We start from the raw sequence: 18,644 nt of genomic DNA on the forward strand, positions 1-18,644 counted from the left end.
CCTCTGTTCTACCGCGTCCAGCCGTCTCCGCGACGTCATCGGAGGGTTCTTCCACCATCCCTCAACACGGCGGTGGCCCTCGGGCACGGCCGGAGCACGGCCTCGTGACCGAGTCGCCGCCCCTCGTTCTCGCATTGGTCTGTACATGACCATTCAGACGGGCCACACTGTCCGCCGAGTACGTCCACCCCCCGGAGGAGCCCTTTCATGCCCCTGCGTGCCCGGCAACGTTGTCACGCGGTCCTCGCGGCCGCCGTCGCCCTCACCGCCGCCACTGTGCTGGGAACCGCCCCACCCGCCGTCGCCGCCGACGCCTGGACCGAGGCGGGCTCCGACCGGGCCGACCCGCTGACCGAGAGCCAGGGCCTGGCCTCCGTCGAGGTCCCGGCCGGGGCGGCCAACCGGTACACGGGGATCGGCACCGTCCCCGTCGGCCTGAGCAGCCGAGGCTGGAACCACGTGGGCGACCCCGACGCCTCCTACGACGGCCACTACATCGAGCCCTACCAGCGGGACTCCGGCACCACGAAGATGTTCCGCGCGCAGTCGCCGGGCGGGACCTGGTCGGAGTACGTCCACACGCTGAGCTCCGGAGAGGCGCTGAACAACTCCTGGGTCGCCGTCACGCCCGGCGGCCAGTGGATGCTGGCGGGGGAGTACGGCACCATGAGCCGGCTGCTGGTCTTCCCCACCCCGGGCGTCAATGCGAGCACCTCGCCCTCGGCGAACCTCCCGCAGGCGTCCACCGTCCGCCTGGACCACGCCGTACGCGACGTACAGGGCTGCGACTTCCTCAGCGCGACCCAGCTGCTGTGCTCCTCCGACGATCCCGCCGGCACCCTCTTCGGCATCACCAAGCCGCTGCTGCAGATCGACCTGTCGGCCGAACCGAACGGCACGTCCGACGTCACCGGCCATGTCACCGCGCTGCGTCAGCTGCCCCTGCGCAGTTCCTGCTCGGGCACCTTCGAGGCGGAGGGCGTCGACTACGACCGCCGTACCGGCACCCTGCGCGTGATCGTCGTGTCGCCGGGGTTCTGCGTCCTGACCGACAGCAAGACGTACCGCTTCACGCGGGGCTGACCGCACCCGGTCGAGGATGTGGGGCGGTGCCGGTAGTGCTCTGCCCCCGGTGGTGCTTATCTGGGGGTGGGGTGCGGTACCGCAGGGTTTGCCCCGCGGCACCGCAGGGCGGCCACGAGAGGAGCGTCACGATGGACAGCGAGCGACCGCACCCGGAATCCGTCTCCGTGGAACTGAGTGGCACCAAGGAGGACGCCCGGATCGTGTTCGACACCCTCTGCGCGTGCTTCGGCTCCGACCGGTGCGCGGACGACGTACCCCGGGACCACCACGAGGTACGTCCCACCGTGTGGCTCGGGACCTTCGACGTGGCCGACGAGCACGAGGGCTGCCCGCCGGCCAGTCTCGGCTCGTCCGTCACGGCCGACGTGCAGGGCGGCTACTGGGCCGTCGACCGGTTCCGTACGACTCTCGACTCCCTGTTCACCGTGCACGACCTCGCCACGGCCTCCGGCGACCAGGAGAGGGAACTGCACGTACGGCTGGAGAGCCACTAGGTCCGAGGCCCACTGGACCGAGGCACGGACCGGCCCGGCCGACGTCGGTACGACGACCGGCCGGGCCGCCTCGACGTGCGCGGCCGGGCCGCCTCGATGTACGGCCGGGAGGGCCGATCGTAGGAGTACCACGGCCACCCTGAGGACCCCCGCGGGCCGACGGTCCGGCCTAGGGTCGATGGCAGGGACAGCGACGCCCGGCTCGTCCGGTACGCGGTCCCGTCGCGGCGAGACGCGCGGAGGCGGCCGCCGCTGACACCGAATCCACCGAACCGTCTGACAAGGAACACCCCGTGAACGACGACACACCGGTCTGGTTCGTCACCGGCTGCTCCACCGGCCTCGGCCACGCCCTCGCCACCACCGCCCTTGAGCGCGGTCACCGCGTCGCGGCCACCGCCCGCGACCCACGCACCCTCGCCGAACTGGCCGCCGGCCACGGCGACCGCGTCCTCACCCTGGCCCTCGACGTCACGCGACCCGACCAGGTCGCCGAGGCCGTCAAGCGGGCGGAAGCGGAGTTCGGGCGGATCGACGTCCTGGTGAACAACGCCGGGTACGGCTATCTCGCCGCCGTCGAGGAGGGCGAGGACGAGGAGATCCGCGCCCTGTTCGACACCAACGTCTTCGGTCTCGTCGAGACCACCCGGGCCGTGCTGCCGGGCATGCGGGCCCGTCGCGCCGGCCACGTCGTGAACGTCTCCTCGCTCGGCGGCCTCGCCGCGTTCGGCGCCACCGGCTACTACCACGCGACCAAGTTCGCGGTGGAAGGGCTGTCCGAGTCCCTCGCGGCCGAGGTCGCCGCGCTGGGCATCAAGGTGACGATCGTCGAGCCCGCCGCGTTCCGCACCAACTGGTCCGGCCCCTCCATGCGCCAGTCCGCGACCGTGATCGACGACTACGCGGACACCGCGGGCGCCCGACGCACCAGCACCCTCGCCACCTACGGTCAGCAGCCGGGGGACCCGCTGCGTGCCGCCGCGGCCGTCGTCGACGCCGTCGAGTCGGCCGAGCCCCCGCTTCGCCTGCTGCTGGGAAAGGCCGCGTACGACATCGCCACCGCGCGGCTCGACACCCTCCGGGACACCTTCGACACCTGGCGGGACGTCACCCTCGGTGCGGACTTCCCGGCCGCCTGACGTGGTCGGCATCACCCCTCCCTGATTGTGCAACTAGTTGCATAAAGCTGGTCCGGTCCTCTAGAACAGGAGGGCACGACACCGCCGCGCACGGAGGGGCCCGATGAGCCGTTACCCGCACCTGTTGTCCCCGCTCGACCTGGGCTTCACCACGCTGCCCAACCGCGTCCTCATGGGCTCGATGCACGTCGGCCTCGAGGAGGCCGAGCGGGGCTTCGAGCGCATGGCGGAGTTCTACGCCGCCCGGGCACGCGGGGGAGTGGGCCTGATCGTCACCGGCGGCATCGCGCCCAACGACGAGGGACGGCCGGGCGAGGGCGGCGCCAAGCTCACCACCGACGCCGAGGCCGAGCAGCACCGCGAGATCACCGAGGCCGTGCACCGCGAGGGCGGCCGCATCGCGATGCAGATCCTGCACTTCGGCCGGTACGCCTACCACCCGGACCTCGTCGCCCCCAGCCCCCTCCAGGCACCGATCAGCCCCTTCGTGCCGCGCGAGCTCACCGACGCCGACGTCGAGCGGACCATCGACGACTACGCCCGCGCCGCCCGCCTGGCCCGGCAGGCCGGGTACGACGGCGTCGAGATCATGGGCTCCGAGGGCTACCTGATCAACGAGTTCATCGCCGCGCAGACCAACCACCGCACCGATCGCTGGGGCGGCTCGTACGAGAACCGCATGCGCTTCCCCGTCGAGATCGTCCGGAGGGTGCGCGAGGCTGTCGGCGAGGACTTCGTCATCATCTACCGGCTGTCCATGCTGGACCTGGTCCCGGGCGGCTCGACCCTCGACGAGGTGATCACCCTCGCCAAGGCCGTCGAAGCCGCCGGGGCCACCATCATCAACACCGGTATCGGCTGGCACGAGGCGCGTATCCCCACCATCGCCACCTCGGTGCCGCGCGGCGCCTACACCTGGGTGACCAAGCGGCTGATGGGCGAGGTCTCCGTCCCGCTCGTGACCACCAACCGCATCAACACCCCCGAAGTCGCCGAGGAACTGCTCGCCGACGGCTGCGCGGACATGGTGTCCATGGCCCGGCCCATGCTCGCCGACCCCGACTTCGTCGCCAAGGCCGCGGCCGGCCGCCCCGAGGCGATCAACACCTGCATCGGCTGCAACCAGGCCTGCCTCGACCACACCTTCAGCGGCCGGATCACCTCCTGCCTGGTCAACCCGCGCGCCTGCCACGAGACCGAACTGGTCCTCGCCCCGACCCGGCTGCGCAGGCGGGTGGCCGTCGTGGGCGCGGGGCCGGCCGGTCTCGCCTGTGCCGTCAGCGCGGCCGAGCGCGGCCACGAGGTGACCCTCTTCGACGCCGCGAGCGAGATCGGCGGCCAGCTCAACGTCGCCCGCAAGGTCCCCGGCAAGCAGGAGTTCGACGAGACCCTGCGCTACTTCCGCCACCAGCTCGACGCCCACGGCGTGGACGTACGCCTGAACACCTGGGTGGCCGCCGGCGACCTCGCCGACTACGACGAGGTCGTGGTCGCCACCGGCGTCACCCCGCGCACCCCCGACATCCCCGGCGTCGACCACCCCAGCGTCGTCGGCTACCTCGACGTCCTGCGCGACGGCGCCCCCGTCGGCGACCGCGTCGCGATCCTCGGCGCGGGCGGCATCGGCTTCGACGTCGCCGAGTTCCTCACCGACGGCGGCGACAAGGCGAGCGAGGACCCGGCGACGTACTTCCGCCAGTGGGGCGTGGACATGGACTACGCGGCACCCGGCGGACTCACCGCCCCCGAGCGCCCCGCCCCGCCGCGCACCGTCCACCTCCTCCAGCGCAAGACCACCAAGGTCGGCGCCGGCCTCGGCAAGACCACCGGCTGGATCCACCGCACCGAACTCAAGCACCGCGGCGTCACGATGGTCCCGGGCGTGAGCTACGACCGTATCGACGACGCCGGCCTGCACGTCACCGTCGGTGACGCGAGCACGGTGCTGGAGGTCGACACCGTCGTGCTGTGCACGGGGCAGGATCCGCGCCGCGACCTGTACGAGGCGCTGCTCGCCGCGGGCCGCAGCGTCCACCTCATCGGCGGCGCCGACCTGGCCGCCGAACTGGACGCCAAGCGCGCCATCAAGCAGGGCACCGAGCTGGCGGCGACGCTGTAGGGCCGCGTGACGGCCTCCCTAGGATGACCCCATGTCACTCCCGCACGCGATCCTCACCGCCCTGCTCGAAAGGCCGTCGTCGGGCCTCGACCTGACCCGCCGGTTCGACAGGTCGATCGGCTACTTCTGGTCGGCGACGCATCAGCAGATCTATCGCGAGCTGGGAAAACTGGAGGCCGAGGGCTACATCCGGGCGCTGCCCGCCGAGCAGCCGGCGCGCGGCCAGAAGAAGAGCTACGAGGTCCTGCCCGCCGGCCGTGCCGAACTGGGGCGGTGGACGGCCGCCGGGCAGGACCCCAAGCCGCACCGCGACGCGCTGCTCCTGCGCCTGCGCGCCGCGGCCGTCGTCGGCACCGCGGGCCTGGAGTCCGACCTGCGCCGCCATCTCGACCTGCACCGGCTGCAGTTGGCCGAGTACGAACAGATCGAGAAGCGCGACTTCCCGCCCGGCAACGACAGCGCGCAGGCCAGGCTCCAGCACCTGGTCCTGCGCGCGGGCATCGAACTGGAGACCTTCTGGACGCAGTGGCTCACCGAGGCCCTGGCGGAACTGCCCGCCCTCGAGGAGGGGCCGGGCTAGCGCGTGCCAGGCGCCGCCCGGCAGGCGCCGCTTCCGGCACAGGCCCTCAGAGCCGGTAGGGCTTCGCGCGGCGGCGCAGGAACCAGGCGGTGGCCAGCGCGCCCGCTCCCACCAAGGTCCCTCCGGCCACCAGCGTGAGAGTGCCGTAGTCCTTCGTGGCGCCGCCCACACCGCCCATGACGCCGCGCGACGGCGAGGCCGTGGCGGAGACCGTGGGGGTGGACACGGGCGTCACGATGACCGACTGGGTGCCCGCGGTGCTGTTGTCCGCGCACCGGACGATGACGGTGTAGGTGCCCGCGCTCACGCCCGACCAGGCCGCCGACTGAAGGTTGCTCGTCCCGGACAGCGACACCTGACGGCCCTGGGCGAAGGTCGCCTGGCTGCTGTTCAGGAGCGCTGCGGTGCCCCAGTTGCCGTTGACCTGCGTACAGGCGCTGGTCGTGACGGAGACCGTGGACCCGGTCGTGCTCACGGAGATGCCCGGGCCGGCGGCAGCCGGCGTGGCGGTCAGGGCGAGCGGCAGCGCGGCGGCGGCTGCGACGGTCAGGCCGGAGCGGAGCAGTAGCTGAGTAGTGTCCATGGACCTGTTCCTCCGGCGGCACGGTTGGCGGTACATCCCTTGCGCCGCCGAGGATCGGGAACGCCCGTGCTGCCCTCAGGGGAAGCCAACGTGCTCACGGCCCCGCCCGCATGCGGACGGCCCCCGGTCGGGTGACGGATCCGTCGTCCGGCCGCGGCGGCGGCGAAGGCGGGCCCGGTCGTCACGGCCGTGGGGTGGCGCCCGTGGTCACGGTCCGCTCCGCGGAGAAGCCTCCCCAGGTGCCGTCCGGCAGCTTCGCCCGGATCCGCACCCGATGGCTGACGCCGGCCTCCCGTCCCAGGTAGAAGCCGTACGTGGCCCGGTCGCGCGGCGCCGATCCGCCGAACACCAGCGAGGTGGCGGGCCGTCCGTCGAGATGGACCTGGTACTCCGTGACCACCTCGTCCGTGCGCGGCGGTACCCAGGCGAGCTCGACGTGGTACGCCCCGTCGGCGTGCCGGGTCGTCGCCTCGAAGGCGGTGGGAGCCGTGTCCCGCCCGTCGTCGGCGCCCGCGGTGGTGAGGCGCAGGGGGCCGCCGGCGGGCGAGACGTTGTCGGCCGCGTCCCTCGCCCGCACGGTGAAGGAGTAGCGGGTGCCCGGACGCAGCCCCGTGACCACGGCCGCCGTCTGGTTCCCGCCCACACTGTGGATCTTCGTGGCGCCCTGATGGATGTCGTACGACGCCACGTCCCGGTCGTCGGTCGAGGCGGCCCAGGACAGCTGGACCGCCCGGCTTCCGGCCGCTCGGCCCCGCAGCTTCCCCGGCCGCGTCGGGGCCGAGCGGTCCGCCGCCACGGCCGCCAACGTCGTCGCCCGCACCTCCTGGCCGGCAGGGCCGAGGCGCCCCTCGGCGTCACGCGCCCGCACGGTGAAGACGTACACGGTGGACGGCCTGAGCCTGGTGACGTCCACCATGTGCCGCGAACCCGGTACCTCCCTGACCTTGGTGGTGTCGCGATACACCTCATAGACGTCGACGCCGCGGCCTGCGTCCGCCGTCACCGCGTTCCACATGACGTGCACGTTCGTCGCACTGCCGGCCGTGGCGGTGACGCCCGTCGGCGCCGCGGGCAGCCGGCCGCTCTCACCGTCGGCCGTCCCACCCCCTCCGCAGGAGGCGATCAGCGCGAGCGCTCCGCACAGCGCGAGGCGACGGGGCACGGAAGGCGGGACGTGAACGCGTCGCACGGCTGCCTCCCGGAGGGCTTGACGAGCATGGCGGGTATGGCGGGTATGGCGGGTATGGAGGGGCATTGGTCCGGACCAATATGGCGCGCTGGCGCGATCACATCAAGAGGGCACGTGAAGCGGGCGGAGTTCGGTGACCACCCGCGACGGCCGTCTCCAGGGGGGGGGGTGGGTGTCGGTGCGTCAGGCGTTTCGTATGCTGACGGCCTCACGGCTGAACTCTCCCTGAGTGGTGGGTAGTTCACGCCGGCACGCGGGCCGCTGTCGTCGCTGGTCCCGCGCCGGTGCGGGCGGCCGGGAGGCCGGAGTCCTTCGCGGGCCTGGGGTCCCGGCCCCCGTCCGGCTGCCCGAAGACGTGCTCCGTCTGGCCCCCCAACGGTGGCCGCGCGATCGACGCGGCGTCAGATTGGGCTGAGTGTCCGTCAACGCCTCCAGGAGGGGGTCCTCATCGTGCGTGCCCAGTCACTGACCCTGGCCGTGGCAGGCGCCGCCCTCCTCGCCCCGACGGCTCTGCCCGCCACCACGCCGGTCGCTCTGCCCGCCACCACGCCGGTCGCTCTGCCCGCCACCACGCCGGTCGCTCTGCCCGCCACCACGCCGGTCGCTCTGCCCGCCACCACGCCGGTCGCTCTGCCCGCCACCACGCCGGTCGCTCTGCCCGCCACCACGCCGGTCGCTCTGCCCGCCACCACGCCGGTCGCTCTGCCCGCCACCACGCCGGTCGCTCTGCCCGCCACCACGCCGGTCGCTCTGCCCGCCACCACGCCGGTCGCTCTGCCCGCCACCACGCCGGTCGCTCTGCCCGCCACCACGCCGGTCGCTCTGCCCGCCACCACGCCGGTCGCTCTGCCCGCCACCACGCCGGTCGCTCTGCCCGCCACCACGCCGGTCGCTCTGCCCGCCACCACGCCGGTCGCTCTGCCCGCCACCACGCCGGTCGCTCTGCCCGCCACCACGCCGGTCGCTCTGCCCGCCACCACGCCGGTCGCTCTGCCCGCCACCACGCCGGTCGCTCTGCCCGCCACCACGCCGGTCGCTCTGCCCGCCACCACGCCGGTCGCTCTGCCCGCCACCACGCCGGTCGCTCTGCCCGCCACCACGCCGGTCGCTCTGCCCGCCACCACGCCGGTCGCTCTGCCCGCCACCACGCCGGTCGCTCTGCCCGCCACCACGCCGGTCGCTCTGCCCGCCACCACGCCGGTCGCTCTGCCCGCCACCACGCCGGTCGCTCTGCCCGCCACCACGCCGGTCGCTCTGCCCGCCACCACGCCGGTCGCTCTGCCCGCCACCACGCCGGTCGCTCTGCCCGCCACCACGCCGGTCGCTCTGCCCGCCACCACGCCGGTCGCTCTGCCCGCCACCACGCCGGTCGCTCTGCCCGCCACCACGCCGGTCGCTCTGCCCGTCGCCGGTCCCGTCGCCGGGCCCGTCGCCGGGCCCCGCGTCGTCCGGGAGGGGCCGATGGCGCGGAGCGCGGGCGACGTCCGAGCCGCCGACCTGCTGGCCAGGGTGCGTGACTGCGTCCCGGTCTCCCGCGGCCGCTACCGCAGTGACGACGGCACGCCCGCGAGCACCCCCGTCTGCGGTACCCGGGACGCCGTGTTCTGGCGGGCCGACCTGGACATCGACTGCGACGGCCGGGCCGGCCGCCGCTGCAACCGCCGCAGTGACCCGCTCTTCTCCGACGCCACGGCCTATCCGCAGTCCGACGGCCGCCAACTGGACGCCGAACGGCTCCCGTACATCGTCGTGCCCGGCCCGAGCCGCATCTGGAACCACCGCGACGACGGCGTGCGCGGCGGATCGGTCGCGGCCGTCGTCCACCGTGACCGGGTGCGGTACGCGGTCGTCGGCGACGTCGGCCCGCGCGACCTCATCGGCGAGGCGTCCTATGCCGCCGCCAAGGCCCTCGGCATTCGCCCCGACCCGCGCGGCGGCGGCACCGACTCGGGCGTCACCTACATCGTGTTCAAGGACACGCGGGTGGCACCCATCGAGAACCACGCGGCCGCCGTGATGGTCGGGGAGCGGCTGGCACGGCAGTTCGTCCGCGGCCGGTGACGGCCTGGCGGGCGGTTTGTGCGGGCTGGTGTCGGTCGGCGGGGTGGTTCGTGCGGATGGGTGACGGTCTGGTGGTGCGGTTCGTGCGGATGGCGACGGCCTGGGCGTGCGGTTTGTGTGTGCCGGCGAGGGCCTGCGGGGCGGCCCGGGGGACCGGTGACCCCCCGGCGGTGCGTCAGACCGCAGACCAGCCGTCGTCGACCGGCAGCACCACGCCGTTGATGTTGCTCGCCGCGTCCGAGGCGAGGAACACGATGGCGGCGGCCTGCTCCTCGGGCCCGGCTACGCGGCCGATGTTGACGAAGTGCGGGCCGAGCGCGGCCGGCCCGTGGGCACCCTGCTCGACATCCACGACGATGTGGGTCGCCGTACCGCCCGGCGCGATGGCGTTGGCCCGGATGCCCTGCTTGCGGTACATGACCGCGAGGTTCTTGGTCAGCCCCACCAGCCCGTGCTTCGAGGCCGTGTAGGCGGCGCCGGCCGCGCTGCCGCGCAGGCCCGCCTCGGAGGCGGTGGTCACGATGGCGCCCTTGCCCGCAGCCAGCATGTGCGGCAACACCGCGCGGGTGAGCAGGAAGGGCGCGGTGAGGTTGACCCGGATGACCCGCTCCCACTCCGCGTCGCTCACGTCCGCGAGCGCCGACATGCGGTCCATGATCCCGGCGTTGTTCACCAGGACGTCCACCCCGCCGAAGCGCTCCACGGCGGTCGAAGTCACCCGGTCGACGACGGCCTGCTCGCTCAGGTCACCGGTGACCACGACCGGGCTCCCGCCCGCCCGCTCGATCTCCTCGGCCGTCTCCTGAGCGCCGTCGGCATTGAGGTCCGCCACCACCACGCGCGCGCCCTGCGCGCCGAAGGCCACGGCGGCGGCCCGTCCGATGCCCGAGCCCGCTCCGGTGACGATGACGCTGCGTCCGTCGAATCCGCCGGCCATGGGGATCTCCTGTCCGTGTCTCCGAAGGCGGGATGCCCGGTGGGTCCTCACCCTACGACTTAATGTCTGTGAGTGACATAAACTTGTCGGAGACAGTCCCGGAGAGTGAGATTCCCGGAGAGTGATCGCCACCAGCCGGAGGAACCGATGACCGCCCCTCGCGTCCGCACGGGACGACCACCCCTGACCGAGGAGCGCAAGGCCGAGATCAGGCTGGAGATCGCCCGGGCCGCGGTGGACCTGTTCGTCGCCCAGGGCGTCACGGCGACCACCGGTGAGCAGATCGGACAGGCGGTCGGCGTCTCCGCGCGGACCGTGTGGCGCTACTTCCCGAGCAAGGAGAGCTGCGTACGGCCGCTGTTCTCGCAGGGCATCGACGTGATCGCCGGCTGTCTGCGCGACTGGCTCCCGGGACAGCCCCTGGAGGAGCTCTTCGACCGGACGCTGACGAGGGAGCTCTGTCACGTCGGCGGTCCCGCCCGCGCCACCGTCGGCGCCCTGGTCCGGCTCACCCGAACCGAGCCAGGACTGCGCGCCGTCTGGCTCCAGACGTACGACGAGGCCGAGCCGGCGTTCGCCCGCGCCCTGGCCGAGCGGGCCGGGCTGGCCCCCGAGGACCTGCGGCCGACGATCCTCGCGGCGATGTTCAACGCCGCCCTGCGCGCCGCGGTCGAGCACCACGCCTGGCGCACCGCCGACCCGTCGGCCGACCCCGCGACGGCGGAGGCCGAGTTGGTGGCCACTTTGCGCTCGGCCCTCGCCGTCGCGGCCGAAGGGGTCGGCTAGGCACTGTCCGGCGGATCAGGCCGCAGACGCGGGGCCTGGCACTCCGATCCGCGGCGTTGTCGTCGGTTGCCGACCCGACTTTCCCCCGCTCGAACGACCTCGAGCGGGGGGATCCCATCGCGTCGACGCCCTCCTCCGCCTCGCAGCTCGGCGCACAAGGCCCCGCTCACCTACGTCGATGAGCCGCCGCCGCTTCCCGGGACAGGATCCAAGATCCGTCGGACAGGCCCCGGCCATCTGAAGGGGCGTCACACCTTCCGGTACGTGTACGCCTCCACGGCCGCCGCCTCCACCGCCGCGAGGTCGGCTCCCGTGGCCGCCGTGACGACCGCGGCCACCGCCCCTTCGACGAACGGGGCGTCCACCAGGCGGGTGTGGGCGGGGAGTTCGTCGCCCTCGGCGAGCAGCGCCTTCACGGTGAGGACCGCGCTCCCGAGGTCGGTGAGCACCGCGACACCGGCACCCCGGTCCACGGCGGCGGCCGCGGCGGCGATCAGCTCCGCGCTGGTACCGAGCCCGCCGCCCTCGGTGCCGCCCGCCGGGGCGACGGGCACCTCGGCGCCGGCGCCCACCAGCCCCTTGGCCAACTCGGCCACCGACGCGGCGACCTCAGCGCTGTGCGACACCAGCACGATCCCGACCAGCTTCTCGTCACTCACCGGCCGCCTCCGCGAGTGCCGCCACGAGCAGCGATGCCGATGTGGCCCCGGGATCCTGGTGTCCGATGCTGCGCTCCCCGAGGTAACTCGCCCGTCCCTTGCGGGCCTGCAACGGCGTGGTCGCCAGAGCGCCCTCCTCGGCCGCGGCCCTGGCCGCGGTGAAGCCGTCGCCGAGCGCGTCGAGGGCCGGCACCAACGCGTCGATCATGGTCTTGTCGCCGGGCGCGGCTCCGCCGAGCGTCCTGACCGCGTCCACACCCTCGCGCAGCGCGTCGGCGAACCGCTCCTCGCTGACCTCGCCGGCGTCACCGAGCGCCTTGCCGGTGCGGCGCAACAACGTGCCGTACAGCGGCCCGGAGGCGCCACCCACGGTCGAGATCAGCGTGCGACCGGCGAGCACGAGGACCGCACCCGGCGTGTCGGGCGCCTCCTTGTCCAGCGCCGCGGTCACCGCGGTGAAGCCGCGCCGCAGATTGCTGCCGTGGTCGGCGTCCCCGATGGGTGAGTCGAGGGCGGTGAGCCGTTCCGCCTCGCGGTCGACGGAGGTGGCGGTCGCCGTCATCCAACGGCGGAAGAAGTCGGCGTCGAGCACTGGATCTCCTTGCGTGGTCGGTACGTTGTGTCCGCTGGCCCTCGCCGGATCACACCCCCCAGCGCAGTCCCGCCGTCTTCACGGGCGCGTCCCACAGGCGCAGCAGCTCCTCGTCGATCTGGCACAGGGTGACCGAGGCGCCGGCCATGTCGAGGGAGGTGACGTAGTTGCCGACGAGGGTCCGGGCGACGGCGACGCCGCGCTCGGCGAGCACCCGCTGCACCTCGGCGTTGAAGCCGTACAGCTCCAGCAGTGGCGTCGAGCCCAGGCCGTTGACCAGGACGAGGACGGGATTGCGCGGGGTCAAGTCGTCCAGGATCGCGCCGACCGAGAAGTCGGCGATCTCCCGCGAGGTCATCATCGCCCGCCGCTCCCGGCCGGGCTCGCCGTGGATGCCGATGCCCAACTCCAGCTCACCGGGCGGCAGATCGAAGGTCGGGCTGCCCTTGGCCGGCGTGGTGCAGGCGCTGAGCGCGACCCCGAAGCTGCGGGAGTTCTCGTTGACCTGCTGGGCGATCGACTGCACTCGCTCCAAGGGCTGCCCCTCGTCGGCCGCGGCCCCCGCGATCTTCTCCACGAAGAGCGTCGCACCGGTGCCGCGCCGCCCGGCCGTGTAGAGACTGTCGGTGACCGCCACGTCGTCGTCGACCAGCACCTTGGCGACCTGGATGCCCTCGTCCTCGGCGAGTTCGGCCGCCATGTCGAAGTTGAGCACGTCGCCCGTGTAGTTCTTCACGATGAACAGCACACCGGCGCCGCTGTCCACCGCCGCAGCGGCCCGCACCATCTGGTCCGGCACCGGTGACGTGAACACCTCGCCGGGGCAGGCCGCGGAGAGCATCCCGGGCCCCACGAAGCCGCCGTGCAGCGGTTCGTGCCCCGAACCCCCGCCGGAAACCAGGGCGACCTTCCCTGCCACGGGGGCGTCCCGCCGTACGATCACCCGGTTCTCGACATCGACGGTCAACTCGGGATGAGCGGCCGCCAGGCCACGCAGCGCGTCGGCGACCACGGTCTCGGGGACGTTGATCAGCATCCTCATGGGTACCTCCTGGTGAGACTGGAAAGATGAGCCTCTGACCTCTACGGGAAGTATCAATGCTGAGGCAGCGTCGGTCACGTTCGCGGGCCGGCGCCGTGGGTCCGGTTCTCCAGCGCGTGCAGTACGGCCACCATGTCCTGGCCGCCGTGACCCTGCTCGACGGTCTCGTCGAAGAGGGCGTGGCAGACGTCCAGGAGCGGGGACGCCAGGCCGGCCTTGCGGGCGGCCTCCGCGATCAGCCGGTTGTTCTTCAGGACGTCCGCGGCCGCCGCCTGGACGGCGAAGTCACGGGTGAGCAGCTTGGGCGCCTTCATCCGGGAGACGGCGCTGGCCATCGGTCCGGCGTCCAGGACGTCGTGGAGCAGGCGTGGGTCGAGCCCGTGCCGGTCGGCGAAGTGGAACGCCTCGGTCAGTCCGGTCACCAGCGTGATCAGGAACAGGTTCACCGAGAACTTCATCAGTAGCGCGCCCGGGACGGGGCCGCAGCCGAACGTGTCCCGGCACATGGGGGCGAGCAAAGGGCGTACGGCCTCCACGACTTCGTCGTCACCCGCCAGCATCGCCACCAACTGCCCTTGCTCGGCGGGGACTCGGGAACCGGAGACCGGTGCCTCCGCGTAGCCGCCGCCCGCGGCCCGGAGGTCGTTTTGGAGGCCGGCCGAGTACTCCGGTGAGGTCGTGCCCATGTGGACGACGGTGTGTCCGGCGACGCGCGCGGCGAAGTCCGGGGTGCCGCGACCGAGGACCGCGTCGACGGCGGTCTCGTCGGCCAGCATGAGGATCACGGTGCCGGCCCGTTCGAAGACCTCGGCGGGGCTCGCCGCGACCTCGGCTCCGGCGGCACGCAGGGGTTCGCACCGGACGGGGGTGCGGTTCCAGACGACGAGGGGCGTGCCGGCACGGGCGAGGTTGAGGGCCATGGGCTGTCCCATGACACCGAGGCCGACGAAACCGACGTACACGATGCACCGCCTTGTCCGGCCCCATGGCGAGGTCGAGCCGTCCCCTGCCTATGACAGCGGTCATAGTAGTGGACTCTATGACGGTGGTCATAGGGTGGGCGGGGAGCACGCGCGACATGGTGCGCGACATGGCGGTGGAGGTCGGGATGGCGCTGTCCGAACGGGGGCCGCGCGAGCGGATGGTCTTCAGCGCGGCCCAGCTCATCCGGCGCGACGGGGTCGCCTCGACGGGAATGCGGGAGGTCGCCGCCCACGCCGGCGCGCCGCGCGGTTCGCTCCAGCACTACTTCCCCGGCGGCAAGGAGCAGCTCGTCAACGAGGCCGTGGACTGGGCGGGCCGCTACGCGGGCAACCGTGTCGCCCGCTTCCTGGCAGCGCTGCCCGAGCCGACGCCCAGCGGCTTGTTCGCCGAGATGGTGCGCCAGTGGACCGACGAGTACGAGGCCGCCGGCTTCGTGGGCGGCTGCCCCGTGGCCGCCGCCACCGTGGACTGCGCGGAGTCCGCCGTGTCCACGCGCAGGGCCGCGGCCGCCGCGTTCGCCACCTGGGCCGGACCGGTGGCCCGGGCCCTGGCGGACATGGGCGTGCCCGAGGAGCGGGCCGACGCGCTCGCCACCCTCATGATCAGTGCCTTGGAGGGGGCGATCCTCATCGCCCGGGCCGAGCGGGACGTCCGCGCGCTGACGAACGCGGCCCGGGAACTCGGCCCTCTTCTCGACGCGGCGGTGCGCGAGAGCGACTGACCGGCCGTCTACCGAAGCGTGGCCAGGAACTTCCCGAGGCGGGCGATCCCCTCGCGGAGGTCGTCGGCCGACGCCGCGTAGGAGAGGCGGACATGGGTGTCCGCGGTGCGGACGCCGAAGTCCCGGCCGGGGGTGAGTGCCACGTGCGCCTCCTGGAGCGCGCGTTCGCAGAACTCCCACGAGGTCAGTCCGGTGTGGCCGACGTCGAAGTAGACGTAGAACGCGCCGTCGGGCGGGACGGGGACCGGCAGACCGATCCGGGCCAGGCCGTCCAGGACGAGCGCGCGCCGCTCGGCGAACTCGATCCGGCGTGCCTCGCAGACCGCGAGGGACTCGGGGGTGAAGCAGGACAGGGCCGCGTGCTGCGCGGGAGTGGAGGCGCACAGGAAGTAGTTCTGGGCCAGACGCTCCAGTGCCGGCACGAGAGTCTCGGGGACGACGCACCAGCCCAGCCGCCAGCCGGTCATGCCGAAGTACTTCGAGAAGCTGTTGATGACGATGGCTTCGGGGTCGTACGACAGCGCGCTGCGCGGCGGCTCACCCTGGGCGTCGGGGTCGCCGAGGTTGAGGTAGATCTCGTCGACGATGCGCCACGCGTCGCGTTCGCGGGCGAACGCGCAGATCGCCGCCAGCTCGTCGGCCGGGACGGAGGTGCCCGTCGGGTTCGACGGAGTGGCGATCATGACGCCGCGGGTCCGGTCCGTCCAGCTCGACCGTACCGACGAGGCGTCCAGCTGGAAGCGGGACTCGACGGTGGTGGGCACGAGCGTGACGTCCGCGCCGAAGCTCTCGACGATCTGCCGGTTGCAGGGGTACGACGGGTCCGCGATGAGCACCTCGTCACCGGCGTCGACGAGGGCCGCCGTGGCCAGCACCAGGGCGGCCGAGGCGCCCGCGGTCACCACGACCCGGGCGGGGTCGACCTTCACACCGTGCCGGTCCCGGTAGAACCGCGCGATCGCCTGCCGCAGGGCGGGCAGCCCGAGCGCCGCGGTGTAGGTCATCGGCCGGCCGTCCATGGCCTCGCGCATCGCGTTCCGTACCGCCTCGGGCGCGCCGAAGTCCGGCTCACCGAGGCTGAGTTTGACGACGTGGTGGCCCTGGGCCTCCAGCGCCGCGGCACGCTTGCCGAACTCCATGGCGTAGAAGGGGGCGACGGCCTGGGCGCGTTGCGAGATTTTCATGCGGCGGCCTTCGGCTGGATCGCGTACGGAAGGGGCCCAGTTTATGCGCTGAGCCGGGCGCGAAGCCGGGTGGGGCGGGCGCACTCCCGGTCGGGAGGTGCGCCCGCCCCACGGCCGGTGCTCGGCCGTCAGCAGCAGCGGCTCTGGGGGTGGCTCTCCCGGTGGCGTGTGCGCTGCACCTCGTACTCGCGGCGGGTCGGTACCGGCGCGAGCGGGTGGTGGCGTCGGTACCGGTCGCAGTGCCGGTCGTACTCGGCCTCGCCCGTCAGCTCGCGCAGGTACCAGCGCACCGCCCGTGCCCACTGCCGGGCGCTCATGAGCGGGCTCCCGCCAGCGGCTTGGAGGTCTGCTCGGGTACGTCGATGCGCGACTCGACGTACGGCGCCTCGGTGGTCGGCAGCTCAGACGGGGACCGCACGGCGCGTACGCACACCACCGCGGCGTTCACGATCACCACGGCGACCAGGAGCAGGAAGACGGCGATGAGGACGCCGTCGACGGTGGAGTTGGTGACCACGGTGTGCATGTCGTCGACGCTCTTGGCGGGCGGCAGGATCTGGCCGGCGTCGATGGCGTCGGCGTACCGCGTGCGCTGGGTGAAGAAGCCCACCTTGGGGTCGTCGGAGAAGATCTTCTGCCAGCCGGCGGTGAAGGTGATCGCGACCACCCATGCCAGCGGGACACCGGTGATCCAGGCCCAGCGCAGCCGTCCGGACTTGATCAGGACCGTCGTGCAGACGGTGAGGGCGATGGCGGCGAGCAGCTGGTTGGCGATGCCGAAGAGCGGGAAGAGCTGGTTGATCCCGCCCAGCGGGTCGGTGGCGCCGGTGTAGAGGAAGTAGCCCCAGGCGGCGACGACGAGGGCGCTGCACAGCCAGATGCCGGGCTTCCAGTTGACCCGGCCGAGGGGCTTCCACACGTTGCCGAGCATGTCCTGCAGCATGAACCGCCCGACGCGGGTGCCCGCGTCGACCGTCGTCAGGATGAACAGGGCCTCGAACATGATCGCGAAGTGGTACCAGAAGGCCTTCATCGCCGCGCCGCCGAAGACCCCGGAGAAGATCTCCGACATGCCGACGGCCAGGGTGGGCGCACCGCCCGACCGGGCGATCAGGGTCTGCTCCTCCACCGCCTTGGCCGCCTGGGTCAGCTGGTCGGGGGTGATGGTGAAGCCGAGGCCGGCCACCGCGTGGGACGCGGACTCGGCGGTCGCGCCGAGGAGGCCCGCGGGGGCGTTCATCGCGTAGTACAGGCCGGGTTCGAGGGTGGCCGCGGCGATCAGCGCCATGATCGCGACGAACGACTCCATCAGCATGGCGCCGTAGCCGATCAGCCGGACCTGGGACTCCTTCTGGATCAGCTTCGGGGTGGTGCCCGAGGCGACCAGGGCGTGGAAGCCGGACAGCGCGCCGCAGGCGATGGTGATGAAGAGGAAGGGGAAGAGGGAGCCGGCGAAGACGGGACCGGCGCCCGAGGTCGCGAACTCGCTGACCGCGTCGGCGCGCAGCACGGGGGCGGCGACCACGACGCCGACCGCGAGCAGTGCGATCGTGCCGATCTTCATGAAGGTGGACAGGTAGTCGCGCGGCGCGAGGAGCATCCACACCGGCAGGACCGAGGCGACGAAGCCGTAGCCGACCAGGCAGAACACGAGGGTCGTCGGGCTGAGGGTGAAGGTGTCCGCGAGTGAGGAGTTCTGGATCCAGCCGCCGCCGGCGATGGCGAGCAGCAGCAGCGCCACCCCGATGAAGCTGGCCTCGACGACCCGGCCGGGGCGGATGCGGTGCATCCAGAAGCCCATGAACAGGGCGATGGGGACGGTCATGGCGACCGAGAAGGTGCCCCAGGGGGAGTGCGCGAGCGCGTTGACCACGACCAGGGCCAGCACACCCAGCAGGATGATCATGATGGCGAAGACGGCGATCAGGGCAGCCGCGCCGCCCGCCCGGCCGATCTCGTCACGGGCCATCTGCCCCAGCGACTTGCCGTCCCGCCGCATCGACAGGAACAGCACCACCATGTCCTGCACGGCCCCCGCGAAGATCACCCCGGCGACGATCCACAGGGTGCCGGGCAGGTACCCCATCTGGGCCGCGAGCACCGGCCCCACCAGCGGCCCGGCGCCGGCGATCGCGGCGAAGTGGTGGCCGAGCAGGACCCGGCGGTCGGTCGGCTGGAAGTCGACGCCGTCCTCCAGACGTTCCGCCGGGGTGGCCCGGCGGTCGTCCGGCTTCAGCACGCGGCGGGCGATGAAGCGCGAGTAGAAGCGGTAGGCGATGGCGTACGAACCGAGCGCGGCCACCACCAGCCAGACCGCGGAGATCTCCTCACCACGGGCCAGGGCCAGGACGCCCCAGGCGACGGCGCCCAGCAGCGCGACGATGCCCCACAGCAGGATCGACCGTGGCGACAGGCGGGACGACCGTACGGGCGGCGGCTCCTGTGGCGCCGGCAGACCGGATTCGGGCATGACTGACGTAGGCATGGC

General features: G+C 72.7%; 18 protein-coding genes. 8 read left to right on the forward strand and 10 right to left on the reverse strand.

Annotated elements, in window-relative coordinates; all coding sequences use genetic code 11:
• Window positions 1–207: 207 nt before the first annotated feature.
• From ACWBNA_RS12705 to ACWBNA_RS12725, 5 genes are all read left to right on the forward strand, one after another.
• A complete protein-coding gene (locus tag ACWBNA_RS12705; protein WP_482704416.1) occupies window positions 208–1,083 on the forward strand; it encodes a hypothetical protein in 876 nt (291 codons plus the stop codon).
• Between the two features lie 131 nt (window positions 1,084–1,214).
• Complete coding sequence (locus ACWBNA_RS12710) at window positions 1,215–1,580, forward strand: hypothetical protein (RefSeq protein ID WP_482704417.1); 366 nt, start codon at window positions 1,215–1,217, stop codon at window positions 1,578–1,580.
• Between the two features lie 293 nt (window positions 1,581–1,873).
• Window positions 1,874–2,719, forward strand: a complete 846-nt coding sequence (locus tag ACWBNA_RS12715; protein ID WP_482704418.1) for an oxidoreductase — start codon at window positions 1,874–1,876, stop codon at window positions 2,717–2,719.
• A 103-nt stretch (window positions 2,720–2,822) separates the two neighbouring features.
• Window positions 2,823–4,838 carry an NADPH-dependent 2,4-dienoyl-CoA reductase gene (locus ACWBNA_RS12720; RefSeq protein WP_482704419.1) on the forward strand — a complete coding sequence of 672 codons (2,016 nt, stop codon included), beginning with the start codon at window positions 2,823–2,825 and terminating at the stop codon, window positions 4,836–4,838.
• A gap of 31 nt (window positions 4,839–4,869) precedes the next feature.
• Window positions 4,870–5,418: a PadR family transcriptional regulator gene (locus ACWBNA_RS12725; protein ID WP_482704420.1), complete on the forward strand. Its 549-nt coding sequence runs from the start codon at window positions 4,870–4,872 to the stop codon at window positions 5,416–5,418.
• Window positions 5,419–5,464: 46 nt separating this feature from the next.
• On the opposite strand, the gene ACWBNA_RS12730 is transcribed toward ACWBNA_RS12725, so the two are convergent.
• The gene (locus ACWBNA_RS12730) at window positions 5,465–6,001 is read right to left on the reverse strand and encodes a hypothetical protein (RefSeq protein ID WP_482704421.1); all 537 of its coding nucleotides are present in this window, start codon (window positions 5,999–6,001) and stop codon (window positions 5,465–5,467) included.
• Window positions 6,002–6,182: 181 nt separating this feature from the next.
• Window positions 6,183–7,190, reverse strand: coding sequence for a fibronectin type III domain-containing protein (locus ACWBNA_RS12735; protein WP_482704422.1), 1,008 nt, complete (start codon window positions 7,188–7,190; stop codon window positions 6,183–6,185).
• 1,350 nt (window positions 7,191–8,540) lie between these two features.
• Between ACWBNA_RS12735 and ACWBNA_RS12740 the strand changes: the two genes are divergently transcribed.
• The gene (locus tag ACWBNA_RS12740) at window positions 8,541–9,251 is read left to right on the forward strand and encodes a glycoside hydrolase family 75 protein (RefSeq protein WP_482704609.1); all 711 of its coding nucleotides are present in this window, start codon (window positions 8,541–8,543) and stop codon (window positions 9,249–9,251) included.
• 175 nt (window positions 9,252–9,426) lie between these two features.
• Here the strand turns inward: ACWBNA_RS12740 and ACWBNA_RS12745 are convergent, their stop codons facing one another.
• Entirely contained in the window at window positions 9,427–10,188 is a 762-nt protein-coding gene (locus tag ACWBNA_RS12745) for an SDR family NAD(P)-dependent oxidoreductase (RefSeq protein ID WP_482704423.1), read from the reverse strand.
• A gap of 147 nt (window positions 10,189–10,335) precedes the next feature.
• Between ACWBNA_RS12745 and ACWBNA_RS12750 the strand changes: the two genes are divergently transcribed.
• Window positions 10,336–10,974 carry a TetR/AcrR family transcriptional regulator gene (locus ACWBNA_RS12750; protein ID WP_482704424.1) on the forward strand — a complete coding sequence of 213 codons (639 nt, stop codon included), beginning with the start codon at window positions 10,336–10,338 and terminating at the stop codon, window positions 10,972–10,974.
• 248 nt (window positions 10,975–11,222) lie between these two features.
• Here the strand turns inward: ACWBNA_RS12750 and ACWBNA_RS12755 are convergent, their stop codons facing one another.
• From ACWBNA_RS12755 to ACWBNA_RS12770, 4 genes are all read right to left on the reverse strand, one after another.
• A complete protein-coding gene (locus tag ACWBNA_RS12755; RefSeq protein WP_482704425.1) occupies window positions 11,223–11,633 on the reverse strand; it encodes a PTS-dependent dihydroxyacetone kinase phosphotransferase subunit DhaM in 411 nt (136 codons plus the stop codon).
• Window positions 11,626–12,225, reverse strand: coding sequence for a dihydroxyacetone kinase subunit DhaL (gene dhaL / locus ACWBNA_RS12760; RefSeq protein ID WP_482704426.1), 600 nt, complete (start codon window positions 12,223–12,225; stop codon window positions 11,626–11,628). Before dhaL ends, ACWBNA_RS12755 begins: the two co-directional genes overlap by 8 nt.
• A gap of 49 nt (window positions 12,226–12,274) precedes the next feature.
• Window positions 12,275–13,267: a dihydroxyacetone kinase subunit DhaK gene (dhaK, locus tag ACWBNA_RS12765; protein ID WP_482704427.1), complete on the reverse strand. Its 993-nt coding sequence runs from the start codon at window positions 13,265–13,267 to the stop codon at window positions 12,275–12,277.
• Window positions 13,268–13,341: 74 nt separating this feature from the next.
• Window positions 13,342–14,229, reverse strand: coding sequence for an NAD(P)-dependent oxidoreductase (locus ACWBNA_RS12770; protein ID WP_482704428.1), 888 nt, complete (start codon window positions 14,227–14,229; stop codon window positions 13,342–13,344).
• Between the two features lie 146 nt (window positions 14,230–14,375).
• Here ACWBNA_RS12770 and ACWBNA_RS12775 point away from each other — a divergent pair, with 146 nt between their 5' ends.
• Window positions 14,376–14,972: a TetR/AcrR family transcriptional regulator gene (locus tag ACWBNA_RS12775; protein WP_482704610.1), complete on the forward strand. Its 597-nt coding sequence runs from the start codon at window positions 14,376–14,378 to the stop codon at window positions 14,970–14,972.
• A gap of 8 nt (window positions 14,973–14,980) precedes the next feature.
• On the opposite strand, the gene ACWBNA_RS12780 is transcribed toward ACWBNA_RS12775, so the two are convergent.
• The 3 genes from ACWBNA_RS12780 to ACWBNA_RS12790 form a co-directional block, all read right to left on the reverse strand.
• Window positions 14,981–16,156, reverse strand: coding sequence for a pyridoxal phosphate-dependent aminotransferase (locus tag ACWBNA_RS12780; protein ID WP_482704429.1), 1,176 nt, complete (start codon window positions 16,154–16,156; stop codon window positions 14,981–14,983).
• 128 nt (window positions 16,157–16,284) lie between these two features.
• Window positions 16,285–16,473, reverse strand: coding sequence for a YbdD/YjiX family protein (locus ACWBNA_RS12785; protein WP_482704430.1), 189 nt, complete (start codon window positions 16,471–16,473; stop codon window positions 16,285–16,287).
• On the reverse strand, window positions 16,470–18,641 hold the full coding sequence (locus tag ACWBNA_RS12790; protein ID WP_482704431.1) for a carbon starvation CstA family protein: 2,172 nt from the start codon (window positions 18,639–18,641) through the stop codon (window positions 16,470–16,472). The genes ACWBNA_RS12785 and ACWBNA_RS12790 overlap by 4 nt, the downstream gene beginning before the upstream one ends.
• Window positions 18,642–18,644: the final 3 nt, after the last annotated feature.

This window comes from Streptomyces sp. Q2 (genome assembly GCF_056820935.1).